Source organism: Labrenzia sp. R5_0, assembly GCF_017743835.1.
In the GTDB taxonomy this organism is placed as follows: Bacteria; Pseudomonadota; Alphaproteobacteria; order Rhizobiales; family Stappiaceae; genus Roseibium; species Roseibium algicola.
Genome location: NZ_JAGHRK010000001.1, coordinates 623,563 through 648,738, shown reverse-complemented (window position 1 = coordinate 648,738; position 25,176 = coordinate 623,563). Strand labels below are relative to the sequence as shown.

Sequence of the window (25,176 nt, the reverse complement as noted above, 5' to 3'; positions counted from 1 at the left end):
ACCGCCAGAATGGCCGAAGGTCAAAAGATCGCATCAGACCGGAATGCTTTTCCATCCACCAGCAGGTTTACCGGCAGTGACCGGCCGTCTTCGGTCAACGAGATTTCAAGAAGAATGCGCGATGTGTCCATGCGTTCGATTTCAAGTCCCTCGCCCTCGGGCAGGAAGAAGGCATCGATACCGTAGTCCACCCGTATTTCGTCACCAAGGACGGAGCGAACGGTACCGGCAATCGCCAGATCACCGGCGTCAGCTCTTTCCTTCGCAATCAGGACCGGCACCGCAGCACCCGTTCCTTCTGACTTCAGACCGACGAAGATGCTGTCTCCCGACTGGACCTTGTCAGCTCCGGGCACCGTCCTGGAAATGGTACCGATCGCAAGATTGATCACCACATAGTCGCCACGGAGCAGGTCTCTCGGGTCAACAGGCACCACGGCAAGCGAAACAGCGGTTCCGCTGTGTTGCACGTCCAGCCGGTCGAACAACGGGATTGAGATGAGGCCAAGCTGGATCAGGGCCAGAAGTCCCCAAAGCAGCCATTGGGCGCGGGACTGCGGTTTTGAAACGGGAGTTGCAGTTGCCGTGGTCATTCCTGAACCTCCCTGGTGACGTCACCTTGTTCCGGCGTCCGGCCACCGCGCCTCATCAGACGCGCCAGCCAAAGGGCCATTCCCAGCAGCAGAACTCCTGCCACCAGGAAGAACAGCGACTGCCCCAGCAAACTGCCGATGGTGACCTGAAGCAGCCAGAGCGCGACCGCAGTCAGGCCGAAATAGGCACAAAGCATCCAGAACCTGTTGTTATACCATGTCCCCAGCGCGCACAGACCGATCAGTGCCGCCAGAACAAAGGCTGCAAGAACGAGAACGTTGGCCGTCAAAACCGGCATCAGCACGGCCACGAGCGCCAGGCCGGTTGCCCCGAAGAGCGCCCCCGACTTCACGGTCTTGTAGGATAGCAGCAGGCCTGTCACCAGGAGAGCCAGAGCGACGGCCAACGGCACCATGGCAGGGAGTGTTGCAAGGCCGCCCAAGGACGGTTCATCCGCGACCTCAGGAACAAACACGAGCGCCAGGACGACCAGCACCGACAAGACCAGAATACCGACATCCTGAAGGGACCTTGCCATCAGCCAATGCCCATGACTGCGCGTCGGCCGGTCGCTTGACCACTTCACGAAAAGATCGGCAACGGGATCGAGCAACATCATCGCGGCCGCCATACCACCGGTTCCGGCTAGGAACATTGCAGTGATGAAATCATCGCTGGAGCTCATCAGTTCCGCTGTTTCGCCAAACCAGCGGCCATAGGTTACCCAGAGCAGCGAAATCGCGGCCCAGCGCGAAAGCCGTGCGGGATGAACGACCGGATGTGCAAACACCGCGACAAGAAGGAGAAGCCCGATCAGATCTTCCATCAGCGGTGCCGAACCGAATTCGGACCGCATGACCTGCCAGGTTATGGCAGCACCGGCAGCGACGATCAGGGATGTTTTCGAACCGGTGAGCCACGCGGCAGCCAATGCACCGAGACAGACAAGGAAAGCACCACCGGGCCAGTCGGCGGGCAAGTGGAAGATCTGTCCGACCAGCGCCATGCCACCGAGAAAAACCAGCGTGGCAAAGCCAGTGGCAAGATCCGCAACACCCTTGCGCCCTCTTGTTGCAGCAAAGGCCGCAAGACCGTTGCTCGCAACGACAAGCAGTGCAATGCCGACGAGCTTCACGGACTTCGGAATAGCTCCCCAGTTTGCCGCTATGAATGCCAGCAGTGCCAAAGCCACGCAGACCATTCCAATTCCGGCAAGGGCCATGGGCAGGCGTGAACGACCGTCGTCCTGATCCTGCTCCTTCAATATGGCCGTTGCACCGGCAGAACTCACCCAGCCCTTCTCGACCCAAAGTTCCAGGTCGTCCTTCAAGCGTTTCTTATAGGCCCAGTCGAACATGCGGCTCCGCCAGTTTTCTCTTCATTTTTCTCTCGCAGCACGGTTTTCCCTCACCCAGGTACACGGGATTCCGAACCACGAGCGGCTCTGCTTCGGACAAGAAGTAGGCATTCGGGTGGCGAATAGGAAGTTTGTCTTTCGCCATCACGCTGGAGCGTAGCGAAAAATGCAATAAAAACAGAGTTCGAAATTCGGCAGCTCAAATTACTGCCGGAAGCAGCGTTCCGGCACTTGTGAGCAGCACCGATCTTGCTATGCTTAACGGACAAATCCGGCGACTGGACATCGGCGCCACCTGTGCCGGATTGCCGGAAACATGTCTTAGCCTGCTAAGCGAAACACCGTTTCAGATCAGAGCCAAACTCCAAAAATAATTCCAGGGGGGCTCTGTGGGGGCGTCCGAGAGGCCCGGACGCCCCCTATTATTATTCAGCCGGTTCCTGCGGTTTTTTCGCACTGCTGCGTGATTTGCGTGGAGCCGTCGTCTTGCGCGCCGCAGCCTTTCGCGTTGCAGTCATGCGAGGAGACGATTTGCTCGGCACTGCCGCAGCCGAAGCCGCCCTAACGGGAGCTGTCCGCGTTGGCGCGGACTTCGCGGCGGCCTTGCTCGCCGCCTCTTCCTGTGCCGCTCGGGCGTCTTCCTTGCCCGGCTCGACGACTACATCGGTCACGGCAAGGGGATCTTCCGTGATGTCTCCCGAAACAGGCGGCAGACCCAGCACCTTGTGGAACTGCTGCAGCGTTTCCAGTGTATGCGGCGTCATTTCGTCTATTGCGCCGGGAATGAACCGCACAACCTTGGCCGCGAGTTCCCGCTCTTCCGGGGTTTTCAGAAGCTTTGGCAAGGTTTCGATTGCCAGTTCGGGGGCAAATTCGACGATCAGCGTCTGTTCCTGAAGAATGAAGCTGCGTTCGTCCGCATTCAACGATTTGAATGGTTCGTCCTGTGTCAGAACACGAGCCGAGCGTTCCAGACGGTCGCGGCGAACATTGCCCCGGCTGTCGGCAAGCAGGATCAGCATACGGATCACCGCTTCGCAGAAACCACCTTCCTCGATATGCATCAGGGCTGCCTGGACCGGCGGCAAGCTGCGCAACTCGTCCTTGCGCTTCAGCGTCCGGCCCGGTTGCTTGGTTCGGCCGAACCAGCGCATGTAGGGCGTGCCCCAAATGGAATAGAAGAGGTTCTCGTAGGCTGTGTCGCGCAAATCCCGGAAAAGATCCATGGACTGCTCGATCAGGGCCGCATTGACCATTTCCAGTTCGACAAACGGATTGCCTGCAGCGGCCGGCGACCTTTCGTTCCTTGCACGCTCGGCAATGCCGGGCAACCAGCCGAGAGCCGGATTGAGGCTGGAGAACAGCGCACGCTGCATTCTGAGCGGATGGCTCTTGCGACGCAGATCCGCGCTCTGCTCGGTGACGAAAGCCTGCACGAAAGGCCGTACGCAAACATCGTAGAATTCGGCCTGCTGCTCGGATGCACGGGCAACAGCGGCAAAGGGTATTTCATCGTCCCGGCCATCATCGATCTTCGTCAGGTCTTCCATCTTGCGCTCATGGAAGCTGACCGTGAATTCCCGCTCCAGCAGCGGGCCTTCATAGTCGTCGATGGTCATTTCGTAGAGGCCTGGCGCCAGCGCCTCGATTGTCTTCAGTGTCGATGTGACTTCCGTGTGCTCCTTCTTCGCAATCTTGGAGGACACGAAAATGCCAAGATGGCCAACCTGTTCGTGGATCATATAGATGATCCGTTGGCCACGAATGGCGATTTCCCGCTCATCCGTGTAGGTGTCGATGATCCAGTTTAGGGCCTGCTGCGGCGGTGTGATGTTGTCGCCATAGCTGGCGAAAACGATGATCGGCGCGCGAATATGCTTGATGTCGACGTTTCGGCCGGGCTCGAGCTGTGCCTCGTTCTTGGAAAGACGGTTGCCGACGAAGAGCTGCTCGACAATCCACTTCATCTCCGCTTCGTTCAGCAGGAAATACCCGCCCCACCAGCGTTCGAACTCCAGGAAGCGCTTCGGCTCGGTGTCTACCTTGGCATAGAGATCATAGTACTTGCCGAAGTAGTTCCGGGCCGGATTGAGCAGTTCGAAGTTCTGCACGATGTCGGCGCCATCGAAGATGCCGTGACCAAGGTCGGAGTAATACATCGCGTTCCAGGTCCCACCCAGGACACCGGCATTGTAGCGCATCGGGTTTTCACCGACCCGGCCGGACCATGTGGACACAGGCGCACCATTGAGGATGACCGGCCCGGTCAGATCCGGATTCATGGCAGCCAGCAGCAGCGTCGCCCAACCACCCTGGCAATTCCCCGTAACCACCGGGTTCGGAGCTTCGGGGTGAAGCTCCATGACCTTGCGCACGAAGGCCGCCTCGGCATGGGTCACGTCCGCCAGTGTCTGGCCTTTCTCCGGCATCCGCTTGAAGGCAACGAAGTACACCGGGTGACCGTCATGCAGGGCAACGCCCACCTGACTGTCCGGCTTGAAACCGCCGATCCCGGCTCCGTGTCCGGCCCGTGGATCGATGATGATATAGGGCCGTTTCCAGGGTTTCGGATCACGGCACGGCAGATCTGCGGGCGGAATGATTTTCAGCAGCATGTAACAGCTGGGGCGCGGCAGATCGGCACCATCCAGAACCACTTCATAGTCATAGATCAGGACAGGTGGACAGCCGGCCTCTTCGTGATCCAGGAAGATGTCACCGCGCTGACGAAGCGTGTCCATTGTGAGGACCATGCGCTGGGCCGCATCCTTCCAGTAGTCTTCCCAGGCCTCGTATAAAGACCCTTTTTCCTGCGCACCGCCCATGGCTTCCACGGCTTTGCCGAACTCGGAAATATTCGACTGCCAGCGGGTCTTGTGATCGTCCGAGATCCGGGTCAGGTGCTTGGTCAGTCCCCTGCCCATCAGTTCCGCCAGGTTGGACAGCTCCGTCGCCTGGGCCTGCAGTGCCGTAAAACGCTCCGAGGGGCCCCAGGCGGTGGCATCATGCAGCGATTCCAGAAATTCGTTCTGGCCTTTTTCAAGCGCGTCAAAAATGTCCTTCATCAGGACCTCCTATCCAAGAATGCTGTAGCCACCGTCGATCGGGTGCACGGCCCCGGTGACGTTGAACGCCTCCCGGCTGGCAAGAAAGGCGGCATAGGCCCCGACATCGTCGATCGTGGCCAGTTGGTGTGTCGGCGCGCGTTCAGCCGCGTCGTTCAGTAATGCGTCGAATTCGGCAATGCCCGATGCGGCACGGGTCTTGAGCGGACCTGGCGACAGCGCATGGACCGAGATCCCCTTCGATCCGAGCTCGGCTGCCGCGTAGCGGGTGGCCGCTTCCAGCGCGGCCTTGACCGGGCCCATGACGCCATAGTTCTCGACGACCTTCTGCGCGCCCATGAAAGAGACTGTCATGCAGGTACCGCCATGGGGCATGAGCGGCTCGGCCCTTTTGATAAGCCGCAGGAAGGAGTGGACGGAAACGTCCATGGCCAGCGAAAAGCCGTCCGCGGAACAGTCGATCACACGACCATGCAGGTCTTCCTTTTTGGAGAAGGCGATGGAATGGAGCAAAGTGTCGAGACGGCCCCATTTGGCCTCAATCTCGGAAAACAGCGCGTCCATCTGCTCGGTATTACGCACGTCGAGCGGGGCAATGATTTCCGCATCGAGCTGTTCGGCCAGAGGCCGCACGTAGGCTTCGGCCCGCTCATTCAGATAAGTGATTGCCAGATCTGCTCCCTGCGCACGGAAGGCCTTGGCGCAGCCATAGGCGATGGACTGATCGTTGGCGACCCCGACAACAAGGGCCTTGTGGCCCGTCAAATCAAACATATGCGCACAGCTCCCGAAACCTTGGGCGGCCAGGACGGAGGGAAACCGGCCGACCACCACACTTCGCTGTCTCAAGCGCAACCTGAAACTGCTTCGCAGTGCAACATAAACCTTGTGACGGAACAATGACCTTTTCAAGGAGATAAGGGTTAATGCTGATGAAAATGATCTGCTGCAGCGCAAAATCAGCACCGGACGGAAACCCCGCCCAAAGAAAACGGCGCCCCGGGAAACCCCGGCGCGCCGCCATCTGTCTCAAATTGCAGATACCGTCCTTAGATCAGGTCGAACCGGTCTGCGTTCATGACCTTGGTCCAGGCTTCAACGAAGTCCTTCACGAACTTCTCGTTGTTGTCGTCCTGAGCGTAGACTTCCGCATAGGCCCGCAGGATGGAATTGGAGCCGAAGACCAGGTCTGCGCTGGTTGCGGTCCACTTCAACGTGCCCAGCTGACGGTCGCGCACTTCGTAGGCACCGTCAGCAACCGGATGCCAGCTGTTGGCCATGTCGGTCAGGTTGACGAAGAAGTCCGTGGTCAGGGCACCTTCACGGTCGGTGAAGACACCATGCTTGGAACCACCGTAGTTGGTCCCCAGCACGCGCAGGCCACCCACCAGGACAGTCATTTCACGCGCGGTCAGGCCCAAGAGCTGTGCACGGTCGAGCATCATCTCTTCCGGGCTGACAACGTATTTCTTCTTCTGCCAGTTGCGGAAGCCGTCAGCGAGCGGCTCCAGAACTTCAAAGGACTCTGCATCCGTCTGTTCGTCGGTTGCGTCACCGCGGCCCGGAGCGAACGGAACAGAGACGTTGAAGCCACCTGCCTTGATTGCCTGTTCCACACCAAGATTGCCGGCCAGAACAATGACATCGGCAACCGAAGCACCGGTTTCGGCAGCAATCGGCTCGAGCTTGGCCAGAACCTTGGCGAGGCGTGCCGGTTCATTGCCTTCCCAGTCCTTCTGCGGCGCGAGACGGATGCGCGCCCCATTGGCGCCGCCGCGCTTGTCGGAGCCACGGAAGGTCCGGGCGCTGTCCCATGCGGTTGCGATCATCTCTGCAGCGGTCAGGCCACTGGCGGCGATTTTCGCTTTCACGGCGTCCACATCGTAGGAGGTGGAACCAGCCGGGATCGGGTCCTGCCAGATCAGGTCTTCAGCCGGGACGTCCGGACCGAGGTAGTTGACCTTCGGGCCCATGTCGCGGTGGGTCAGCTTGAACCAGGCGCGGGCAAAACAATCGCGGAAATAGGCTTCGTCAGCCATGAACTTCCGGCAGATCTCGTTGTAGACCGGGTCCATCTTCATGCCCATGTCGGCATCGGTCATCATCGGGTTCCGGCGGATCGACGGATCAGATGCATCAACCGGCTTCTTGTCTTCCGGCATGTTGACCGGTTCCCACTGCCAGGCACCAGCCGGGGACTTGCGCAGTTCCCAGTCGTAGTTGAACAGGTAATCGAAGTAGCCCATGTCAAACTGGATCGGGAATTGCGTCCAGGCACCTTCGATACCGGAGGTGAACGCATTGGAAGCCTTGCCAGCCTGTTCGGTGTTCGCCCAGCCGAAGCCCTGCGACTCGACGCCGGCGGCTTCCGGCTCGACACCAATTCCTTCGGCAGACCGGTTGCCATGGGCCTTGCCGACGGTGTGGCCGCCACAAGTCAATGCCGCGGTTTCCTCGTCGTTCATCGCCATGCGCTTGAAGGTTTCGCGAACATGCGCTGCGGTTCTGACCGGGTCCGGCTGGCCATTCACGCCTTCCGGGTTGACGTAGATCAGGCCCATGTGGATCGCCGCAAGCGGGTTCTCCAGGGAGGTCGCATCATCGGCGTTTTCAAAACGGTTCTCGACCGGTGCGAGCCATTCCTTTTCCGAGCCCCAGTAGACATCGGTTTCCGGACCCCAGATGTCTTCGCGGCCGAAACCGAAACCGAAGGTTTTGAAACCCATGGATTCGTAAGCCATGTTACCGGCCAGAATGATCAGGTCGGCCCAGGAAAGCGCGTTGCCGTATTTCTTCTTGACGGGCCACAGCAGACGGCGGGCCTTGTCCAGGCTGGCGTTGTCGGGCCAGGAGTTCAGCGGAGCGAACCGGATATTGCCGGAGCCCGCGCCGCCGCGGCCGTCCTGCATGCGGTAGGAACCGGCGGAATGCCATGCCAGGCGGATCATCAGACCGCCGTAGTGACCCCAGTCAGCCGGCCACCAATCCTGGCTTTCGGTCATGAGCGCACGGACGTCGGCCTTGACTGCCTCGTGGTCGAGACCCTTCACGGCTTCACGGTAGTCGAAGTCGGGGTCCATCGGATTGGTGCGCGCACCGCGCTGGTGCAGGATGTCGAGGTTCAACGCATCCGGCCACCATTTCGTTACCGGCTTGTCCATCGCCGTGTTGCCGCCGTGCATTACAGGGCAACCGCCTGTCTTTTCCACCTTAGCGTCCATAACTCTCTCCACTGTCATCTGAAACGTTCGATTATTCGGGCCGCGTGAGACGCCCGTGATATCCGCAAGGCCCGTATGGGCCCGGGACAGATCGGTTTCCTCAAATCTCCCAAAATCTCCGCGCACAAAAATCAACCGGCATCGCAAGGGGTGTTTGCATGCCACCTGATCTCGTCTGTGCAGATTGACGCTAGCAAAGGCAATCGATCAGAGGAAGTTGAATTTTCTGATAAGTTCGATAAGTTATGCTTATGATCAATATCACCCTCAAACAGTTGCGCTATTTCGAGGCCCTCGCCCGGCACGGTCATTTCGGCAAGGCAGCCGAGGCCTGCGCCATTTCGCAGCCGGCGCTGTCCATGCAGATCAAGGAAATGGAGGAAGTGCTCGGCGCAAGCTTGTTCGAACGCGGGGCCAGACAAATCCGCCTGACACATTTTGGTGAAGTTGCCGCCGAGCGTGCCCGCGACATCCTGCGGGCCACCGAGGAGCTTGGTGACCTTGCCAGGGCATCACGCGAAAGGCTTGTCGGGCGGCTGCGCATCGGCGTCATTCCGACTGTCGCTCCCTATCTCCTGCCGAGCGTTGTCGGAGCATTGACCAGGAGCTATCCGGAGCTGGACATTCATGTGCGAGAGACAGTGACGCCAAACCTTATCGACGAGCTGGACGAAGGTCGCCTCGACACGGCCATCGTGGCCTTGCCGGTTTCCGAAGGCACACTTGCGGAAACGGCCCTTTTCAGCGAACGCTTTGTGCTGGTGCGCTCGGCGCGGGAAGCCAACGCGCCAATGCCGAGCGCCGACAGCCTGCGCGAGATGCGGTTGCTTTTGCTGGAGGAAGGCCATTGTTTTCGCGATCAGGCCCTGTCCTTCTGCAACCTGCAATCCGGCCCGCCGCGCGAAGTGCTGGACGCAAGTTCCCTTTCAACGCTTGTCCAGATGGTCAGTGCGGGGATGGGCGTCACCCTGATTCCGGAAATGGCCGTTCCCGTGGAGACCCGATCCGCATCGGTGGCAATCTCGCGTTTTGAAGCCCCCGAGCCGACCCGGACAATCGGCATGGTCTGGCGCAGAAGGAGCCCGCTGGCAGGCCAGCTCACCGAGATCGCGGATATCGTCAGGCGGTCAGCAGAAGGACTGACGGCCTTGCGAGACCAGCCGGCTATCAGCTGATCTGCCCCCCCGCGCCACGTGTTACGACTGTGTGGCAGCGCGCCGGAATGTCATGACGCCCAGCACTGCCATTGCACCGGCAAGGCCAAGCAGGACGGCCCTTGCGTCGTCTCCAGCTGCGAAGATGGCGACGATGAGGCCAGCCAGCGGCTGCGACAGATTGTTGAGGCAGATGATCACGCCGGTTGTCTTGCCGAATTCCTCCGGCGGTATGATCTCCTTGCGTAAGGTGCGTACATAGATGTTGAACATCTTGTCGAACCCGGCAATCAGCAGGAAACCTGCCGCATAAATCAGCGGATGGGCTCCAAGGCCTGTCAGCACGGCCCCCGCGCAGATCAACCCGTAAGCCGTAACGCCGAGAGTCTTCAGGCTGAGCGCAACATGTGCGGTCAGCGTCAGGACGGCAAGTGTCGCCAGGGCTCCGCCGACCTGAAGCCAGGCGTAGACCTGTTCGCTTTGGCTGAAAAAGCCCGTCATCATGGCGGCAGCCGTTGCCAACGTCGCGCCAATGATCAGGTTGACGCCGGCGGCCTGCAGGATTGCCCGCGTCAGGCCCGGCAATGCCCAGACCAGCTTGAGCGCGTGATTGAGGTCCGCCACGGGATGGCGCGAAACACGCTTGCCTGGAGCGTCTTCCATTCGCGCCTGACCGGGCCAGAAGTAAAAGGCTAGATCGGCCAACACAAACAGGACCGTTGCCAGCACGACCACTGCCTGCCAGGGCCAGAACGCCATGAGGTAGGCGGCGACCAACGGACCGAGCACGACGCCCATTTGCGAGGCGAGCTGTCCGTAACTCGCCACTTTTTCGAAACGCTGGTCGGAGAAGGCACGTACAAGCACCATTTCCAGCGCCAGCATGCCCTGGGTCGTGAAAATGCCGACAACGGCAGAAAGCCCGATCAGCCACCAGACCCCACCAAATGCAAGCTGACCGGCTATACCGACAATACAGGCCAGAGCCCGCAGGATGCGGCTGATACGCAGCAGCAGGATCGGCGAGAACCGGTCACACAGAATTCCTGCGACTGGAAATGTCAGGTAGCGCGGCAAGGTTTCGAAGAAGAAGGCAAGGCCGGACCAGGCGACATCGCCGGTTATCTGGAAGATCACCAGCGGCACCAGAAACAGGAGGATCTGGTCGGCCAGAACCGTCAGGAACATGGACGCGAAAAAGGCGCGGTCGCGGACGAGCATTTGCAGCTTTCGAGGGAGCAAGTGTGGCGAGACAGATCACACCTAGCACTCAACACCCCTTATCTGCAAGTCGCCGCAACCGGCCAATTCAATCGATTTAAGAAATATCCGGGACGCTGCTTTTTCTGCGCCCCCTGTCAGAGCTTCCTTGCCACGACAAAGCGGCTGTAGGGTGCAGGATAGGTTCCTGTCTCGATGATTTCGAACCCTGCCGACCGGATGCTGTCTTCCAGTGTGTCGAAGGAAAAGAAACGAACAAAAGGCGCCTTGCCAACCAGTTGCATCACCTTGACGAGGGGAGCAAACAGCCATGCGCGCCTTTTCAGGCAAACGGTCTTGGAAATGTACAGCCCACCCGGTTTCAGGAGATGATGAATACGGGACAGGGTATCCTCGGCGTTTTCCACCAGATGCAGGAAGTTGTAGGCAAGGATGGCATCGTACCCGGTTTCCCCCGGCTCGACCTTGTCGCTGAACACATCGGCAACGGCAAACCTCAAACCCTGCGGATGATTTTCGGTGTCCGGCCCACCCTTCAATTTCGCCTGTGCAATCTCGATCATGCCGCTGGCGAAATCGGTCGCAAGATATGACCTGACATTGCCGGCCAACAAAAGCGCCGTCGACCCTGTGCCGCAGCCCAGTTCCAGAACACTGTCCTGCGGCCCCAGATGTTCCGTCGTACGCTCCAGCGTCTTTTCGTAAGCTTCCTGGTTGCGGATTGGAGACGCAGCATATTTGCGCGCAGCCTTGCTCCAGAAACCGGCAGATGACGGCATTTCATTGGTCCATGTTGTCGCCATGGCGAATAGTCCATTTCTAACAAATAAACGGGAACGGCAGTAACCGGTCGAACCTGGTCCGACTGCAAATATGACAGCCGGCACACAGTTATCCGTGCTTCGAAACAGCTTCGAAGCACAGGCTGCTTGAAATTCCCGTACCCGCTATTTCTTCTTCTTGCGGCCGCCGCGCAGACCGATCTGATGAAGAATGTCGCGGCCGATATCGCGGCCGCCAGTGGGTGAAGCCAGGAACTCCAGAACCGAAAGAACGATGTTTGCCAATTGGATCATCAAAGATGACGGGCTCATTGGCGTCTCCTTTCGACAAGAAATCTACTTGCTTCAGAAATGAATGAGAATTGCCGAATTCTGGCTAGTTGATATACATATTTGCATGAACTGGCAGACCATCACATTCGACTGGAACCAGGCCCGTGCGTTCCTGGTAACGGCAGAGGAAGGGTCTCTCTCCGCAGCTGCCCGAGCACTCGGACTGACCCAACCCACGCTCAGCCGGCAGGTGGCAGCGCTTGAGCAGACACTTGGCGTGACCCTGTTCGAGCGTGTGTCGAAGAGCCTGATCCTCACGGAAGCCGGGATCGAACTGGCTGATCATGTGCGCGCCATGGGCGACGCGGCCAGCCGGATATCCCTTGCGGCATCCGGCAAATCACAGCAAGTCGAAGGACTGGTCACCGTTTCCACGACGGATCTGATGGCAGCGCATCTCTTGCCCGATATTTTGCGTGAGCTGCGCAAAAAGGCACCGGGCGTGGAAGTGAAAGTGCTTTGTACCAACAGCCTGAGCGACTTGCGCCGACGCGAAGCCGATATTGCCATTCGACATGTCGAACCGGACCATCCAGACCTTTATGCCCGCAAGCTGCGCGCGGCCCCGGCCCGCATCTTCGGCGCCAGATCACTGGTTGAACAATTCGGCCGCCCCCTGACGAGGGACGATGCGCCAGATCTCGATTTTATCGGCTTCGACAACAACGAAGAGCTGGTCGGCTACTTGCGCGCCTTCGGTCTGAAGGTGACCGAGGCCAATATTCGCCTTGGCTCCCCCAGCGGTGTGGTCGCCTGGGAATTCGTCCGCCAGGGCCTCGGTCTGGCCATCATGGCGGATGAAATCGCTGCCCGGTTCCCCGAGATCGTTCCCGCCTTTTCCGATATCGACCCGGTTTCGTTTCCAATCTGGCTGGTCACCCACCGCGAACTTCACACCAGCCAGAGGATCCGCGTAGTGTTCGATCATCTGGCGGAAGGTTTGCTGAAGGCCAAGCTCACCAACTTATAGACGCCCGCTCCGGTCCCAGCCATGTGGCGCAGGTATCCGGTCATTTTTTAGCGACATCCAAAACCAGGCGTTGATCTGCCTGAACTCTTCTTTACGCGGCCTTCGCCCGGCAGAGGCAGCTTGCCCGGATCGGAATGTCCGCACGCGCGATTGCCTGGTCGAGCAGAAGCTTGACGTGCGGCAGCTCCACCTTCTCCGAACGCCTTACCAGACATTCATGCAATCCGTGCAATGCCCAGACATTGCGTGGATGCTGACTCGGGCGCGGCAGCTTGCCGTCCAATCCGAGATCCGCGCGGTAGACCGCCTCGGCTTCCTCATATTTGCCGGCTTCCATCAGGAGCGCGCCCAAGGCATGGCGCGTTGGCTGTGGCCAGGACCACGGCTCTTCGTATTGAAGCCCGTCGTCCAGGTCGACGGCAGTGCGAAGATGGGCAAGCCCTTCTTCCTTCCGTCCAGCCTTGAAAGCCACCTCCCCCTTCATCATTTCCTCTGCAACGGCGAGGACATCCCTTGCGGTGTTGTTGAAGAGCATCCGGCTATCGGGCACCTGCGCATAAGCCGCGGTGAAATCCGCCATGGAGGACAGCGCTTCGTCATGACGGCCGAGGTTGGCCAAGGCGATGGCCTTCGCGTAGTAGATCAACGCGTTGGTGGTGACATAGAGCTCCTTGTCCGCCGGCTGATCGAGCTCAAGGATTTCAGGCCACATTCCGAACCGGATGTAGACATGCGGTGCGGCGGCCACGAAGGTTTCGAAAACGTCCGGATACGATCGAACAACTTCGTCGGGCACCTCGTCGCGCAATCGCTCGACAGCCTCCACCGCGGCGGCTTTTCTGCCAAGAAACATGGCGCCGTAGAAGGCGAAATGCAGATTGTGGATCCGGTACAACGCATAGAAATTCGCCGGGCCAGCGTAAGCCTTGAACTTGTCGTCGACCTTGGCTGCCGCAAGATTTCGGTAGAGCACATTCTGATAGTCGCCGCACAAGACATCGATATGCGTTCCCATGTGCACAAGATGCCCGGCATCCGGAACCAGATCCTTCAGCCCGTCGCCATGACGCAAAGCCCTTTCGGGGTGCGGCGACATTTCCATCAGGTGAATGTACATGTGCAAGAGCCCAGGATGATCCCAGGCGCCTGGCAACCTCTCAAAAGCATGTTCCAGAACAGCCACGGCCTCGGTGGTGGAACCTTCAGGGTTCGGCACGCCCGTGTGGAAATCCCACAATTGCCAGGGCGTGCGGTTCATCAAGGCCTCTGCATAGATGCACGCGACATCCAGATCTTCCCTGTTGGCTTCGTAAACGGGTTTCATCGCTTCCGCGAAGCCATCGTTGAAGGGCTGATAGTCTTCGATTTCCGGATCTGTGGGATAACGCGACGCCAGGGCCTCGATCAGCGCACGCTCCACCGGCCTGGCCTCCTTCAGCGCCTTTGCGGTGGCCAGCGCTGCATGTGCTCGTGCCAGCGCAGGCCCCTTTTCCTCAGGCGTGAAGATTTCCCAGGCCTTGTTGTAATTCGGACCGATACCGTAAGCGATGCCCCAGTGAGCCAACGCACAGGCCGGGTCGGCCGCCACCGCCTTTTCGAAACAGACAATCGCCTCTTCGTGATTATAGGCAAATAGCCAGACCAGACCGCGGTCAAACCAGACTTGCGCTTCCGGTATTGACGTCACGACACGCGTATAGCGGCCGAGATCAAAATACTCTGACATGATACATCCCCCCTGATACGCGACACCAACCTGAGGATCGAGGCTGGCACGCCGAAAACGGCGGTTTCGAGCCGTCTTCCAGATGACAGGCATTGGTGCCCAGAGGGTAATTTGAAATTAAAAGTGACGTAAGGGCAACCGCAAAAGCGCTTCAAGTTTGCTCAGGCGCCGTGCAGACCAATTAACACGAGCCAGTTTTGATCCTGAGCAGTGCCGAACCTTCGCCTAACCCAGCATCCAGTTGAGTATCAGGCGCCAGTCGGTCATGCGGATGGGGGTGCCGTGGGTGCCTGTATCGAACAGCGTGAACTTGATCGGATAGTTCGGAGCCCTGGTCTTGATCTGTTTGAAGAAGTTCGCCTGATCTTCCCAATTGTAGACCTGGTCGAGCGTCCCCTGCCCCATATAAATCGGCACGTTGCGCCCGAGTGCACCTGAAGACAGGAAGTTGGGATCCTTCGGTGAGCCAAGCAGCAGGATACCGGAAAGCATGCTGGCATAATTGGCGTTCTTTACCAGGTTCCAGCAGATGATGCCGCCCATGGAACCGCAGGCAACCACGACCTTGGCACGCGGCGACAGCTGCTTCTGATACTGGATCAGGGCTGCCACATCCGCCGTGCCGCGATTGTCGAAGTTCTTTATGTCGACGGTCAGGTAGGCGCCGCCGTTCCTGACCATCAGGTTCTGAACGCGGTTGAAGTTGCCACCGAACGAAACGTCGTTCATGCCCTGAAAGCGGTTGCCGCCCTGCCCGTGAATGTAGATCACGATGGCATTGGCACCGCCCTTCCAGTTGCCGGTGCCCATGAATTCGACAACCCGGCCGTTGGCTTTCAGTTCACCGCTGCCACGGCCTCGTTTTGGTTTGTAGGAGACATAGTTTCCATAGACCCTGCGTTCGTCGACTTCGTCGCGATCGCGCAGGTCTCGCTGTTTGGAATATTCAACGACGATAAAATCGCCATCATAGAGCGTTTCGGACACCTTCTTGTATCTGAACAGCCCATCCTTGTAAGGCTTCAGGGCCTCAGCCCACGCTGACCCTGCCATGCCCGCAAATGCCAACACCCCGCAAAGCAGAAGGTTCCGGATCAAGCAGGCCGGGCGGGAGTTGAGAAATCGGTGCAGCATGTGGCGTCCTTCAAGGCGCGGATCAAAGACATAATTCTGACCCCAAAGCATCTGGCGTTCAAATCAACGCGGACAAGTGCCCCGAATACCATGAGACCGATCAACAGCGGCAGACCACCGATTCAGGCACCCCTTCCGCACCGACAACCTACGCGGCACCCAAGGCGCATGCAATCGGTGGCGATCCAAAATCCGGCAGGATTTCTCTCCACCCCGGACAGAAGACGCACGAGGTGTTGCTGTTGCCGAATTCGCGTCATCGAGGCTGCCCATTGCGGCTGAACGCAGCTTTTCGCCAGACCCTTGCAAATAGTGCCAAGGCGTTTTGCTGGTCTTTATCCACAAATCCTAACGTTTGTTGAATAAGTCTGCTGCAAATTGCGAATTTAAGGATTTGGTAACCATAAAAATCCAAGACTGCCAGACAGATAGGCCTGCAATGGGTCATCGGCGACACAAGCGGATTTGCAACGGAACACTCGGGAACCCGCTGACAGATCGCCTTCAAGGTGTTGGGGCAGCTTTCGGCATGCGCTCGCAGACGCAAGTTGCTCCAGACAATGCTCGGCAAGGTCAGGAGAAGCCAGATGCCAGTCATTTCCTTCGCAAACGCAAAGGGCGGCGCCGGAAAAACCACGGCGGCTCTGCTGCTGGCGACAGAAGTCGCAGCACGGGGAAAGCGTGTCACCATCTTTGATGCGGACCCGCAGAAATGGATCTCGAAGTGGTACGAGCTGCCACGCAAGAGCCCGGGCATCAACGTCGTCAGCGAAATTTCGCCGGCCTCCATTACAGAGCAGATCACACTTGCCGCCGAAACGTCCGACTATGTGATTGTCGATCTTGAAGGAACCGAAAACCTCATCGTCGCCAACGCACTTTCAGTGTCCGACCTTGTGGTCGTGCCGATCCAGGGGTCATCGATGGATGCGCGCGGTGGCGCCAAGATCCTGACCCTGATCAAGAAGCTGGAAAAGATCGTCCGCCACGACATCAAGCATTGCGTGGTTCTGACCCGTACCAATGCCGCGGTGACAACGCGTGCCATGAAGGCGGTCCAGGACTTCCTTTCCGCCCAGAATATCGACGTTCTTATGACCCCGATTGTGGAACGCGCCGCGTTCCGCGATCTCTTCGAATTCGGCGGCGGCCTCTCCGGCCTCGACACGTCGTTGGTCTCCGGTGTCGGCAAGGCCCGGGAAAACGCTTCGCTTTATGCTGCGGAAATCCTCGAACGGGCTATCACCGTTCCCAGGAAGCGCTGGTACAACGTGTTCAAGCGGGCGAGTTGACGGCGTTCGTTCCTGTCGTTTTTGCAAGAAAGGCTGCGGCTCAAACCGCGGCCTTTTTTCGTATCGTTTGCAGAAGACCGGACCTGCGCCCTCCTGCTCGGCATGCCCGGTGTTGACGCCCGGTGTTGCCCCGAAGACGGCAGATCCGAACCGGCCTCAACCAGCCATGGCACAGGCCCGCGAAGCAGGCTATGGTGGCGGCAAGGCGATACCCGTCTTGCCGCATACCCTTGATCCATAGGGAGGAATTCATGTCTACACCCCGTCTGCGCAGTGTCCTCGCAGCCACCGTGTGCCTGTTTGCTGCCGGTTGTTACGGTGAAGACGGGAATGTTGCCCTTGGAAACCTCGAGCGAGACAGGGTCGCACTGACCGCCACAGCCAACGAGGTTCTGGTCGAGCTGCCTGTGCCACAAGGGACCTTCGTCAAGAAGGGCACCGTTCTGGCTCAGCTGGACCCGGCCGAACAGCAGGCCATCGTCGCCCAGGCGAAGGCAGAGGTGCAGAAGGCCAAGGCCAATCTCGTGAAGCTTGAAAACGGCGCCCGCGACGAGGAGATTGCCAAGGCTCGCGCGGCCGTAGCGGGTGCGAAAGCGGAGCTGGAAGATGCACAGGCTTCGTTCGGGCGCTACGACGACCTGACCGGACGCGGCACCACAAGCCAGGCACAGCTCGACAGTGCCAAGGCTGCGCGCGATGCAGCCGACGCGACCCTGAAAAGTGCGCAGGAACAACTGAAGGAGCTTGTCGCCGGCACTAGACCGGAAGACCTCGACATAGCCAAGGCCGAACTGGAGGCCGCCCAGGCAAGCCTCGCCACCCAGGAAAAGATCCTGTCCGATCTGACCATCACCGCCTCGCGTGATGGCACGCTCGACAACCTTCCCTGGAACCTTGGAGAACGGGTGACGGTCGGCAGTCCGGTCGTTGTGATGCTGGCCGGCGATGCACCCTATGCCCGCGTCTATGTTCCCGAACCGCACCGGGTGAAGGTCAAGCAGGGCGACAAGCTGGAGGTGCGAATTGACGGCCTCGACAAGCCGATCGAAGGCACTGTGCGCTGGATCAGCTCCGAAGCTTCCTTCACGCCCTATTACGCGCTCAATCAATCCGAGCGCGCCCGATTGATGTATGTCGCCGAAGTGCAGTTGCCCGACAGCGCCAACGACCTGCCAAACGGCGTTCCGGCCCAGGTTGTTCTGCCGTGAGTTCAAACGACGGCGACATCGTGATCCGGGCCGAGGGCCTGGTGAAAAGCTTCAAGGGGTTCCGGGCGGTCGACGGGCTGGATCTGACCATCGAGCGTGGCATGATCTATGGCTTTCTTGGCCCCAACGGCTGCGGCAAGACCACGGCCATGCGCATGCTGACGGGCCTTCTCACGCCGACCGAAGGCACCGTCGAAGTGCTGGGGCTTTCCGTCCCCAAGGATGCCGAGACCCTGAAATACAAGATCGGCTACATGACCCAGGCCTTTTCGCTTTACGGCGATCTGACGGTTCTGGAGAACCTCAACTTCATGGCAACGATCTACGGCCTGCCATCGAAGCGGAAGAAGCAGCGCATTGCCGAGGTCATGGAGCGATATGAATTGAGCGAGCTGGATGACCGGTTCGCAGGCAAGATGTCCGGCGGGCAACGCCAGCGCCTGGCGCTGGCTACCGCCGTTCTGCACGAACCGCAGCTTCTGTTTCTGGACGAACCGACCTCGGCCGTGGATCCGGAGTCGCGTCGCCATTTCTGGGAACAGCTGTTCGACCTGGTCGATGGCGGAACATCCATTGTCGTAACCACGCATTTCATGGACGAGGCGGAACGCTGCCACAAGATTGCAATCATGGAAGCAGGCCAGAAACGTGCTGACGGGGCACCGAAGGACCTGATGGCGGCAATGGGTGCCAATGTCGTGGAAATCGAAGGCCCCAACCTGCGCGAAATCCGCCGCCGGCTGCTGGGAACGGAAGGCATCATCACCGCGGCACAGCTGGGGGCACGCCTGCGCGTTCTGGTGCGGGACGACATTGCCGATCCCGAAGCGTTCCTGAAAAACAAGGACGAGACCAACGGTGCCACGTTGATCGAAAAGGTGCGCCCGAACCTGGAAGATGTCTTCGTGACGGCAACGGGAGAAGGCCGACAATGATCAGACCCCTTTCACGGATATCGGCCATCTTCTTCAAGGAGCTCAGCCAGCTGCGCCGGGATCGGATGACCTTCGGCATGGTCATCATGATCCCGTTGATCCAGCTGATCCTGTTCGGCTACGCCATCAACACCAACATTCGCGATATTCCCGTAGCTGTCGTCGATCACAGCCAGACCGGGCTGAGCCGGATCCTGATCCAGATGGTGGAAGCGACACGTGTCGTAAAGGTGACCGAACGCCTGACCAGCATCGAGGAAGCGGAAACCGCGATCAAGGCCGCGCGCGTGCGCGCCGCCTTCATTCTGCCGGACGACCTCTCCCAGAGGGTCGCCCGCTCGCCCGCCGCCAACCTGGGCACGCCACCTTCCACCGACGAGGAAACCAGCCGCCCTGTTGCCCAGTGGATCGTCGACGGCTCCGACACCATGATCGCAGGTGCCATCAAGTCGCTGCGCAACATGCCGCTGGCCGAATTGAACCGTCAGGCCCCGAACCGGTCGACGCCGACCTTCGAGGTGGCCCTGTTCTTCAACCCGGAACAGCGTACCGCCATCAACATCGTGCCCGGCCTGGTCGGCATCATCCTGACCATGACCATGATCATGTTCACCTCTGCGGCAATCGTGCGCGAACGCGAGCGCGGCAACATGGAAATGCTGATCAACACGCCGGTGCGGCCGATCGAGCTGATGATCGGCAAGATCATCCCCTACATCTTCATCGGCCTATTGCAGACGGTGATCATCCTCGGGCTCGGACACCTGCTGTTCAACGTGCCTTTCGGCGACAAGATATTCGATCTCTTTGTCGGCACATTGCTCTTCATCGGAGCCAGTCTGTCACTGGGCCTGGTACTGTCGACCATCGCCCAGAGCCAGCTGCAGGCAACCCAGATGACGGTGTTCGTACTGCTGCCGTCCATCCTGCTGTCCGGCTTCATGTTTCCCTACGAAGGCATGCCGGTGATCGCGCAGTATATTGCCGAGGCGTTTCCGGCGACCCATTTCATGCGCATGATCAGAGGGTTCGTCCTGCGGGACGCCGGGCTGCTGGAGCTACACCGCGACGTGCTCTGGATGTGCGGGTTCTTCATTCTGGGCATGATCGTCGCCGCTTTCCGCTTCAAGAAACGGCTGGACTGAGGAATGTTTGGCCTGAGGCCGGTTGCTTAGCCAACTGCTGTGGTGACCCGTTTTCCTTCCCCCGCCTCCCTCGCGACCTCATCCTGAGGAGCGCATTTCTGCGCGTCTCGAAGGATGGGCGCCATACTCAGGAGCAAGTGGCCCATCCTTCGAGACAGCGCTCACGCGCTCCTCAGGATGAGGCTGGCGTATTGTGGGAAGTCCGGATAGCCGCCAGTTGGGAGCCAGTCTCCCTCGCCCCCTACTTCGGCTGCGGGCCCGTATCGAAACGCGGGTTGGCGGTTTTCAGGACCGGGGTCTGTACAGAGACATTCTCCCGGCTCTCACGCCACACGACGAAGATACCCGAGGCAATGATGACTGCTGAGCCGAGGCCGACGTAGAAATCCGGTGTTTCGGAAAAGAACAGCATGCCGAACAGGCTTGCCCAGAGGATCTGGCTGTATTGCAGCGGTGCCACGACCGCGGCCGGCGCGGCCTTGTAGGCGGAGATCGTCAGGAACTGGGCAATGACCGAGAGAAAGCCGATCGCCGCCATAAGTCCGAGGTCGAGAAGCTCCACCGGCACATAGAAGACAGGCAGCGTCATCGACATGGCCATCATGGACAGGATCATCGGGTAGAGGATCAGGACGGCCGGACGTTCCTTGCCGCCGAGTTTACGCACCAGAATGGTGGAAAGCGAATTGGCGAAGGCCGCTGTCAGGGCGGCTGCATGGCCGAGGGTCAGCTCCGTCACGCCGGGACGTAAAACGATTAGAACGCCGATCAAACCGACGATCACGGCAGCCCAGCGCTGCGCCCGCACGGTTTCACCAAGCAGCGGTACGGACAAGGCGGTGATCAGAAGCGGCATGGCAAACAGCAATGCATAGACCTCGGCCAGTGGCAGCGCCGTAAAGGCGTAGAACCCGCAGGACATGGCGATAATGGCCAGGCCTGCCCGCGACAGCACCAGCCAGGGGTGTCTTGGACGGAAATTGTCGACTGCCTTGTCCGCCAGCATCATCATCGACATCGGCACGAAGGCAAAAAGCATCGTGAAGAAGATGATCTGAAAGACCGGATAGCTGCCACCGAGTTCCTTGATGATGGCGTCATGCGTGGAAAACAGGGCAAATGCGAGAAGCGCGGCGGCAAGTCCCTTGAGCGATTCAGTCATAGGCCGGGCCTTAATGGTGTGATGGCCGCCCGCAGAAACCGGACGGTTGCTGGGCTGGTTCCGGACGTGACGTCTTGTTTCGTCAGCCGAGCGGTGATGGCAAATCAGCGGTTGGTGGCAATGTCTTGCTTCGATCATCACTGAAACGAAGAAAAGTTCAAGAAAGGCCGCTTCGTTTCAGACGGGTTTCGGACCAAATGACCAAGAGTTTCCACAAAGCAAATGGCGCGGCAGAGGTTTCCCGCTGCCGCGCCATCTTTTTCAGTTCGCCAGAACGGCTTTTCAATCCTGGCAACCGGTTCCGGCTCTTTTCAGAGGATCTTGCGCCGCAGGTAGGACGATACGACCTCACCCACCACTACCAGGGCGATGATGGCCAGGAGCACCATGGAGACTTCCTGCCAGTTGAAGGTATCGATGGCCCCTTGCAGGATCACACCAATGCCCCCTGCCCCGACCAGCCCGAGAACCGTGGATTCCCGCAGGTTGATGTCCCAGCGCAGGATAGTCACCGCAAAGAAGGTCGGCATGACCTGGGGGACGATGGCATAGAGCACCACCTTGAAATGGCTTGCGCCGCACGCCTTCAGCGCCTCGACCGGTTTCGGATCGATTTCCTCGATGGCTTCGCCCAGCAGTTTGCCCAGGAAGCCGATGGAACGGAACATGATTGCAACGATGCCGGCAACAACACCCGGGCCGAAGATTGCCACGAACAAGAGGGCCCAGATGATCGTGTTCACCGAACGCGACGAGACCAGGATGAACCGGCCGAGCCAGAGCGTCAGTGCGTTCGGCGTGGTGTTCTGCGCGGCGATATAGGCCACCGGCAGAGCCAGCACGACCGCCATTGCCGTGGCGATTGTGGCAAGGTTTACCGTCTCCCACAACGCACTCAGAATCTGGTCGAGGTGGGTTGGGTCTGGAGGCACCATGCGGCTGAAAAGATCGCCCATCTGGGTCGGCGCATCCCACACCCACGCCCAGATGATGTTGACGCTGCCGAGGGCCCAGGCAACGACGAGTGCGGTCAGGGCAAAGTAGCCGTAGCGCTGAAACCGTTGGGCCGGCGTATAACGCGCCCAGTCTTGGAGCTGTACCTGTTCCATTATGCGATCCGCTTTCTGATTGCACCGCTGACGGCTTCGGAAATCAGGATGGCACCCACGATGACCATGGTGATGGCCAGGGCGAAGTCGTAGTCGTAGCGCCCGAAGGCATTCGCCAGGGTGGCGCCGATGCCACCTGCGCCAACGATACCGACGACCGCCGAGGCTCTCAGGTTACTGTCGAGCTGATAGATGCCCAGTCCGATCTGGCGCTGCATGATCTGCGGGAACACCGCGTAAACCAGTGTCGACAGGAACGGTGCGCCCGCTGCCTTCATGGCTTCGACGGGCCCTGGATCGATTTCCTCGATCTTTTCCGCCAGCAGCTTGGCAACAAAGCCGATGGAGTAGACGATCAGCGTCAGAACACCGGCGAAGGGACCAAAACCGACCGCTTTCACGAAGATGATGGCGACAATTACCGGATGGAAGCTGCGTGCGATGATGATGACCGCCCGGCCAAAATAATAGATCGGGAGCGGTGCGATGTTCCTGGCCGCCATGAAGGCGATCGGGATCGACAGCAAGATGCCGCCGACAGTTGCAAGGATCGCGATCTTCAGGCTTTCCATAAACCCGTCGATGAGCAACTCGCTGCGCTGGAAGCTGGGCGGGAAGGCCCCGCCGAAGATCCGCCCTGCACGGCTCAAGCCTTGCATCATGCGGTCCCAGTCGATCGGCAGCGTCGCAAAGGTGGTCACGATATAGACCGCTATTGCGACATAAAGGCCGTAGCGCAATAGCGGGTTGGCGATGAAGGGCTGCTTGCGCCAGGTATCCCTCGCCGTACTCATGCCGCAGCGCCTTCCATCTGCCGGTCTTCGTGAGGAACACCGGCATAGATTTCGTGCATCGCGTCCTTCGTCAGGGCATCCGGCAGATCGTCGAAAATGATCCGCCCATAGCGCATGCCGACGATACGGTCGCTGAATTCCTTGGCTTCATTGACGTTGTGAATGTTGATGATCACCGGAAGCTTCAGTTCGCGCGCAAGATCCCGCAGCAGCGTCATGATCTGTTCCGAGGTCTTCGGGTCGAGAGAGGCTGTCGGTTCGTCGGCCAGAAGGATTTCCGGTTGCTGCATCAGCGCCCGGATAACGCCGACACGCTGGCGTTCGCCGCCTGAGAGTTCGTCCGCGCGCTTGTTGGCGTAGTGGGCGATCCCGACCCGCTCCATGAGCTCATAGGCCCGGCGGATGTCTTCCTTGGGGTAACGCCTCGAAAGCGCTGCCCAGGTCGAGATGTAACCGAGGCGCCCGCTCTGGACATTTTCCATGACGGTCAGGCGGTCGACCAGATTGAAGCTCTGGAACACCATGCCGATGCGGCGGCGGCCGACGCGCAGCTCGCGCTTGCCCAGACTGGTGAAATCGGTGCCATTCAGGAAGATCTTGCCGGAGGTCGGCTCGACCAACCGGTTGATGCAGCGAAGCAGAGTACTCTTGCCTGCCCCCGAAGAGCCGATCACGGAGACGACCTCTTCACCGGGAACCTCGAGGTCCAGGTCTTTGAGCACAGGATCCCCGGCCCCGTAACGTTTCACAAGGCTTGTTATCTTTAGCATGTTTTACCTCGATTGAACCGGCCCGCCGGAGTTCAACTCACGGCGGGCCGTCAAAGCCAGTTGTCTTACTTGGCAAGACCTTGCGGCGTGTATTCAACACCGTTGCTGGCCTGGATCTGCCGGATGACAGCCCACTGATCCTTGTAGGTGATGGGGACGAACTTGCTTACGCCTTCGAATTCCTCACCCAGTTTGTTGCCCTTGAAGTCGAAGCTGAAGAACGCTTCCTTGATTTTTTCAACGAGGGCCGGGTCCAGGTCGTGGGCATAGTTGAAGGAGGTTGTCGGGAACGGATCGCTTTCCCAGACAATGCGCACTTCCTCCGGATCGTAAAGGCCACGTTCCGCCATGCGGTCAACAACTTCGGAAGCGACCGGTGCGGCGTCATAGTCGCCGGCAACCACACCCAGCATCGACTGGTCATGGGATCCGGAATAGATGACTTCATAGTCCTGATCCGGCACGACACCGAGGTCCGGGAACAGGGCCCGCGGCGCCTGGTTGCCCGAGTTGGACGTCGGAGACGTGTGCGCGATGCGCTTGCCCTTCATATCGGCAGGCGTTTTGATATCGCTGTCGGCCTGGGTGTAGATCTGAAGGCGGTAGCCGAACTGACCGTCTTCGCTGCCCATGATCGCAAACGGCACGGCACCGGCGAGATTGACGGCAAAAGGCGTCGGGCCGGTCGAGAAGCCCGCGATATGCAGACGGCCGGACCGCATGGCTTCCACTTCAGCCGAATTCGACTGCACGGCGAAGAACTGCACGTCCTTGCCGGTAACGGTTTCCAGATGCTCGATGAAAGGTGCCCAGATGTCGGCGTAAACGGCCGGATCTTCAACCGGAGTGTATGCGAAGACAAGCGTGTCCGGGTTGCTCAGTTTGGCCGGATCGGACGGGGCATCGGCGACAAGATCGCCATTGGCATCGCAGTAGATGCTATCAAGTGCACCCTGGTTCGCGCACTCAGCTGCATAAGCGGACGAAAGGGCAAAACCGGTCACAAAAGCCACGGAACCGAGCCGGGCCAGCATATTTCTCATATTTTCCTCCCATTACAGATCACTCGCGCCTCACAGCGCATCGCACCGCAAGGCTCTTGAAAGATCGACTTAAGCCTAGCGGGATGTGGCGAGGGAAAACGAGCGGCGAAGTGTTAACAGAAGCTGTTGGACAGCCCTATTTTGTTAACAGTGTTACAACC

The 25,176-nt window shown here is 59.3% G+C and carries 21 protein-coding genes; 6 read left to right on the top strand and 15 right to left on the bottom strand.

Features of this window, described 5'->3' with window-relative positions:
• Positions 1-20: 20 nt before the first annotated feature.
• The 5 genes from J7447_RS03000 to katG form a co-directional block, all read right to left on the bottom strand.
• Positions 21-593, bottom strand: coding sequence for a GDYXXLXY domain-containing protein (locus J7447_RS03000; RefSeq protein WP_055658523.1), 573 nt, complete (start codon positions 591-593; stop codon positions 21-23).
• Positions 590-1,951, bottom strand: coding sequence for a DUF2157 domain-containing protein (locus tag J7447_RS02995; RefSeq protein WP_209168701.1), 1,362 nt, complete (start codon positions 1,949-1,951; stop codon positions 590-592). Before J7447_RS02995 ends, J7447_RS03000 begins: the two co-directional genes overlap by 4 nt.
• 425 nt (positions 1,952-2,376) lie before the next feature.
• Positions 2,377-5,016, bottom strand: coding sequence for a DUF3141 domain-containing protein (locus J7447_RS02990; RefSeq protein ID WP_286188894.1), 2,640 nt, complete (start codon positions 5,014-5,016; stop codon positions 2,377-2,379).
• 9 nt (positions 5,017-5,025) lie between these two features.
• Positions 5,026-5,790 (bottom strand): enoyl-ACP reductase FabI, encoded by a 765-nt coding sequence (gene fabI / locus J7447_RS02985; RefSeq protein ID WP_023000033.1) that lies wholly within the window; start codon positions 5,788-5,790, stop codon positions 5,026-5,028.
• 275 nt (positions 5,791-6,065) lie between these two features.
• Positions 6,066-8,237, bottom strand: a complete 2,172-nt coding sequence (katG, locus tag J7447_RS02980; protein WP_209168700.1) for a catalase/peroxidase HPI — start codon at positions 8,235-8,237, stop codon at positions 6,066-6,068.
• A gap of 251 nt (positions 8,238-8,488) precedes the next feature.
• On the opposite strand from katG, the gene J7447_RS02975 reads away from it, so the two are divergent.
• Entirely contained in the window at positions 8,489-9,412 is a 924-nt protein-coding gene (locus J7447_RS02975; protein ID WP_075284260.1) for a LysR substrate-binding domain-containing protein, read from the top strand.
• 21 nt (positions 9,413-9,433) lie between these two features.
• Here the strand turns inward: J7447_RS02975 and J7447_RS02970 are convergent, their stop codons facing one another.
• The 3 genes from J7447_RS02970 to J7447_RS02960 all read right to left on the bottom strand — a co-directional run bounded on the left by J7447_RS02970 (position 9,434) and on the right by J7447_RS02960 (position 11,706).
• Positions 9,434-10,612, bottom strand: a complete 1,179-nt coding sequence (locus J7447_RS02970) for an MFS transporter (protein ID WP_209168699.1) — start codon at positions 10,610-10,612, stop codon at positions 9,434-9,436.
• A gap of 137 nt (positions 10,613-10,749) precedes the next feature.
• On the bottom strand, positions 10,750-11,415 hold the full coding sequence (locus J7447_RS02965) for a class I SAM-dependent methyltransferase (protein ID WP_209168698.1): 666 nt from the start codon (positions 11,413-11,415) through the stop codon (positions 10,750-10,752).
• A 144-nt stretch (positions 11,416-11,559) separates the two neighbouring features.
• Positions 11,560-11,706: a hypothetical protein gene (locus tag J7447_RS02960; protein ID WP_023000028.1), complete on the bottom strand. Its 147-nt coding sequence runs from the start codon at positions 11,704-11,706 to the stop codon at positions 11,560-11,562.
• A gap of 85 nt (positions 11,707-11,791) precedes the next feature.
• Between J7447_RS02960 and J7447_RS02955 the strand changes: the two genes are divergently transcribed.
• Complete coding sequence (locus J7447_RS02955) at positions 11,792-12,697, top strand: LysR family transcriptional regulator (protein ID WP_209168697.1); 906 nt, start codon at positions 11,792-11,794, stop codon at positions 12,695-12,697.
• 91 nt (positions 12,698-12,788) lie between these two features.
• Here J7447_RS02955 and J7447_RS02950 read toward each other — a convergent pair whose 3' ends face one another.
• Positions 12,789-14,423, bottom strand: coding sequence for a hypothetical protein (locus J7447_RS02950; RefSeq protein WP_209168696.1), 1,635 nt, complete (start codon positions 14,421-14,423; stop codon positions 12,789-12,791).
• Between the two features lie 225 nt (positions 14,424-14,648).
• The gene (locus J7447_RS02945) at positions 14,649-15,557 is read right to left on the bottom strand and encodes an alpha/beta hydrolase (protein WP_209168695.1); all 909 of its coding nucleotides are present in this window, start codon (positions 15,555-15,557) and stop codon (positions 14,649-14,651) included.
• 587 nt (positions 15,558-16,144) lie between these two features.
• Here J7447_RS02945 and J7447_RS02940 point away from each other — a divergent pair.
• From J7447_RS02940 to J7447_RS02925, 4 genes are all read left to right on the top strand, one after another.
• The gene (locus J7447_RS02940; RefSeq protein WP_035908315.1) at positions 16,145-16,849 is read left to right on the top strand and encodes a ParA family protein; all 705 of its coding nucleotides are present in this window, start codon (positions 16,145-16,147) and stop codon (positions 16,847-16,849) included.
• Between the two features lie 251 nt (positions 16,850-17,100).
• On the top strand, positions 17,101-18,057 hold the full coding sequence (locus tag J7447_RS02935) for an HlyD family efflux transporter periplasmic adaptor subunit (RefSeq protein WP_023000023.1): 957 nt from the start codon (positions 17,101-17,103) through the stop codon (positions 18,055-18,057).
• Complete coding sequence (locus J7447_RS02930) at positions 18,054-18,992, top strand: ABC transporter ATP-binding protein (RefSeq protein ID WP_209168694.1); 939 nt, start codon at positions 18,054-18,056, stop codon at positions 18,990-18,992. Before J7447_RS02935 ends, J7447_RS02930 begins: the two co-directional genes overlap by 4 nt.
• The gene (locus J7447_RS02925; protein WP_209168693.1) at positions 18,989-20,137 is read left to right on the top strand and encodes an ABC transporter permease; all 1,149 of its coding nucleotides are present in this window, start codon (positions 18,989-18,991) and stop codon (positions 20,135-20,137) included. Before J7447_RS02930 ends, J7447_RS02925 begins: the two co-directional genes overlap by 4 nt.
• 241 nt (positions 20,138-20,378) lie before the next feature.
• Here the strand turns inward: J7447_RS02925 and J7447_RS02920 are convergent, their stop codons facing one another.
• From J7447_RS02920 to phnD, 5 genes are all read right to left on the bottom strand, one after another.
• On the bottom strand, positions 20,379-21,299 hold the full coding sequence (locus J7447_RS02920; RefSeq protein ID WP_023000020.1) for a DMT family transporter: 921 nt from the start codon (positions 21,297-21,299) through the stop codon (positions 20,379-20,381).
• Between the two features lie 311 nt (positions 21,300-21,610).
• Positions 21,611-22,408: a phosphonate ABC transporter, permease protein PhnE gene (gene phnE, locus J7447_RS02915; protein ID WP_023000019.1), complete on the bottom strand. Its 798-nt coding sequence runs from the start codon at positions 22,406-22,408 to the stop codon at positions 21,611-21,613.
• Complete coding sequence (gene phnE, locus J7447_RS02910; protein ID WP_023000018.1) at positions 22,408-23,202, bottom strand: phosphonate ABC transporter, permease protein PhnE; 795 nt, start codon at positions 23,200-23,202, stop codon at positions 22,408-22,410. Before phnE (J7447_RS02910) ends, phnE (J7447_RS02915) begins: the two co-directional genes overlap by 1 nt.
• Positions 23,199-23,972, bottom strand: coding sequence for a phosphonate ABC transporter ATP-binding protein (gene phnC, locus J7447_RS02905; protein WP_006939395.1), 774 nt, complete (start codon positions 23,970-23,972; stop codon positions 23,199-23,201). Before phnC ends, phnE (J7447_RS02910) begins: the two co-directional genes overlap by 4 nt.
• 65 nt (positions 23,973-24,037) lie before the next feature.
• Positions 24,038-25,015, bottom strand: coding sequence for a phosphate/phosphite/phosphonate ABC transporter substrate-binding protein (gene phnD, locus J7447_RS02900; protein WP_208984471.1), 978 nt, complete (start codon positions 25,013-25,015; stop codon positions 24,038-24,040).
• Positions 25,016-25,176: the final 161 nt, after the last annotated feature.

What these genes read in the sequence shown, in the direction of transcription:
- J7447_RS03000 (WP_055658523.1), bottom strand. Translation starts at nt 593, where the DNA reads ATGACCACGGCAACTGCAACTCCCGTTTCAAAACCGCAGTCCCGCGCC.
- J7447_RS02995 (WP_209168701.1), bottom strand. Translation starts at nt 1,951, where the DNA reads ATGTTCGACTGGGCCTATAAGAAACGCTTGAAGGACGACCTGGAACTT.
- J7447_RS02990 (WP_286188894.1), bottom strand. Translation starts at nt 5,016, where the DNA reads ATGAAGGACATTTTTGACGCGCTTGAAAAAGGCCAGAACGAATTTCTG.
- fabI (WP_023000033.1), bottom strand. Translation starts at nt 5,790, where the DNA reads ATGTTTGATTTGACGGGCCACAAGGCCCTTGTTGTCGGGGTCGCCAAC.
- katG (WP_209168700.1), bottom strand. Translation starts at nt 8,237, where the DNA reads ATGGACGCTAAGGTGGAAAAGACAGGCGGTTGCCCTGTAATGCACGGC.
- J7447_RS02975 (WP_075284260.1), top strand. Translation starts at nt 8,489, where the DNA reads ATGATCAATATCACCCTCAAACAGTTGCGCTATTTCGAGGCCCTCGCC.
- J7447_RS02970 (WP_209168699.1), bottom strand. Translation starts at nt 10,612, where the DNA reads ATGCTCGTCCGCGACCGCGCCTTTTTCGCGTCCATGTTCCTGACGGTT.
- J7447_RS02965 (WP_209168698.1), bottom strand. Translation starts at nt 11,415, where the DNA reads ATGGCGACAACATGGACCAATGAAATGCCGTCATCTGCCGGTTTCTGG.
- J7447_RS02960 (WP_023000028.1), bottom strand. Translation starts at nt 11,706, where the DNA reads ATGAGCCCGTCATCTTTGATGATCCAATTGGCAAACATCGTTCTTTCG.
- J7447_RS02955 (WP_209168697.1), top strand. Translation starts at nt 11,792, where the DNA reads ATGAACTGGCAGACCATCACATTCGACTGGAACCAGGCCCGTGCGTTC.
- J7447_RS02950 (WP_209168696.1), bottom strand. Translation starts at nt 14,423, where the DNA reads ATGTCAGAGTATTTTGATCTCGGCCGCTATACGCGTGTCGTGACGTCA.
- J7447_RS02945 (WP_209168695.1), bottom strand. Translation starts at nt 15,557, where the DNA reads ATGCTGCACCGATTTCTCAACTCCCGCCCGGCCTGCTTGATCCGGAAC.
- J7447_RS02940 (WP_035908315.1), top strand. Translation starts at nt 16,145, where the DNA reads ATGCCAGTCATTTCCTTCGCAAACGCAAAGGGCGGCGCCGGAAAAACC.
- J7447_RS02935 (WP_023000023.1), top strand. Translation starts at nt 17,101, where the DNA reads ATGTCTACACCCCGTCTGCGCAGTGTCCTCGCAGCCACCGTGTGCCTG.
- J7447_RS02925 (WP_209168693.1), top strand. Translation starts at nt 18,989, where the DNA reads ATGATCAGACCCCTTTCACGGATATCGGCCATCTTCTTCAAGGAGCTC.
- J7447_RS02920 (WP_023000020.1), bottom strand. Translation starts at nt 21,299, where the DNA reads ATGACTGAATCGCTCAAGGGACTTGCCGCCGCGCTTCTCGCATTTGCC.
- phnE (WP_023000019.1), bottom strand. Translation starts at nt 22,408, where the DNA reads ATGGAACAGGTACAGCTCCAAGACTGGGCGCGTTATACGCCGGCCCAA.
- phnE (WP_023000018.1), bottom strand. Translation starts at nt 23,202, where the DNA reads ATGAGTACGGCGAGGGATACCTGGCGCAAGCAGCCCTTCATCGCCAAC.
- phnC (WP_006939395.1), bottom strand. Translation starts at nt 23,972, where the DNA reads ATGCTAAAGATAACAAGCCTTGTGAAACGTTACGGGGCCGGGGATCCT.
- phnD (WP_208984471.1), bottom strand. Translation starts at nt 25,015, where the DNA reads ATGAGAAATATGCTGGCCCGGCTCGGTTCCGTGGCTTTTGTGACCGGT.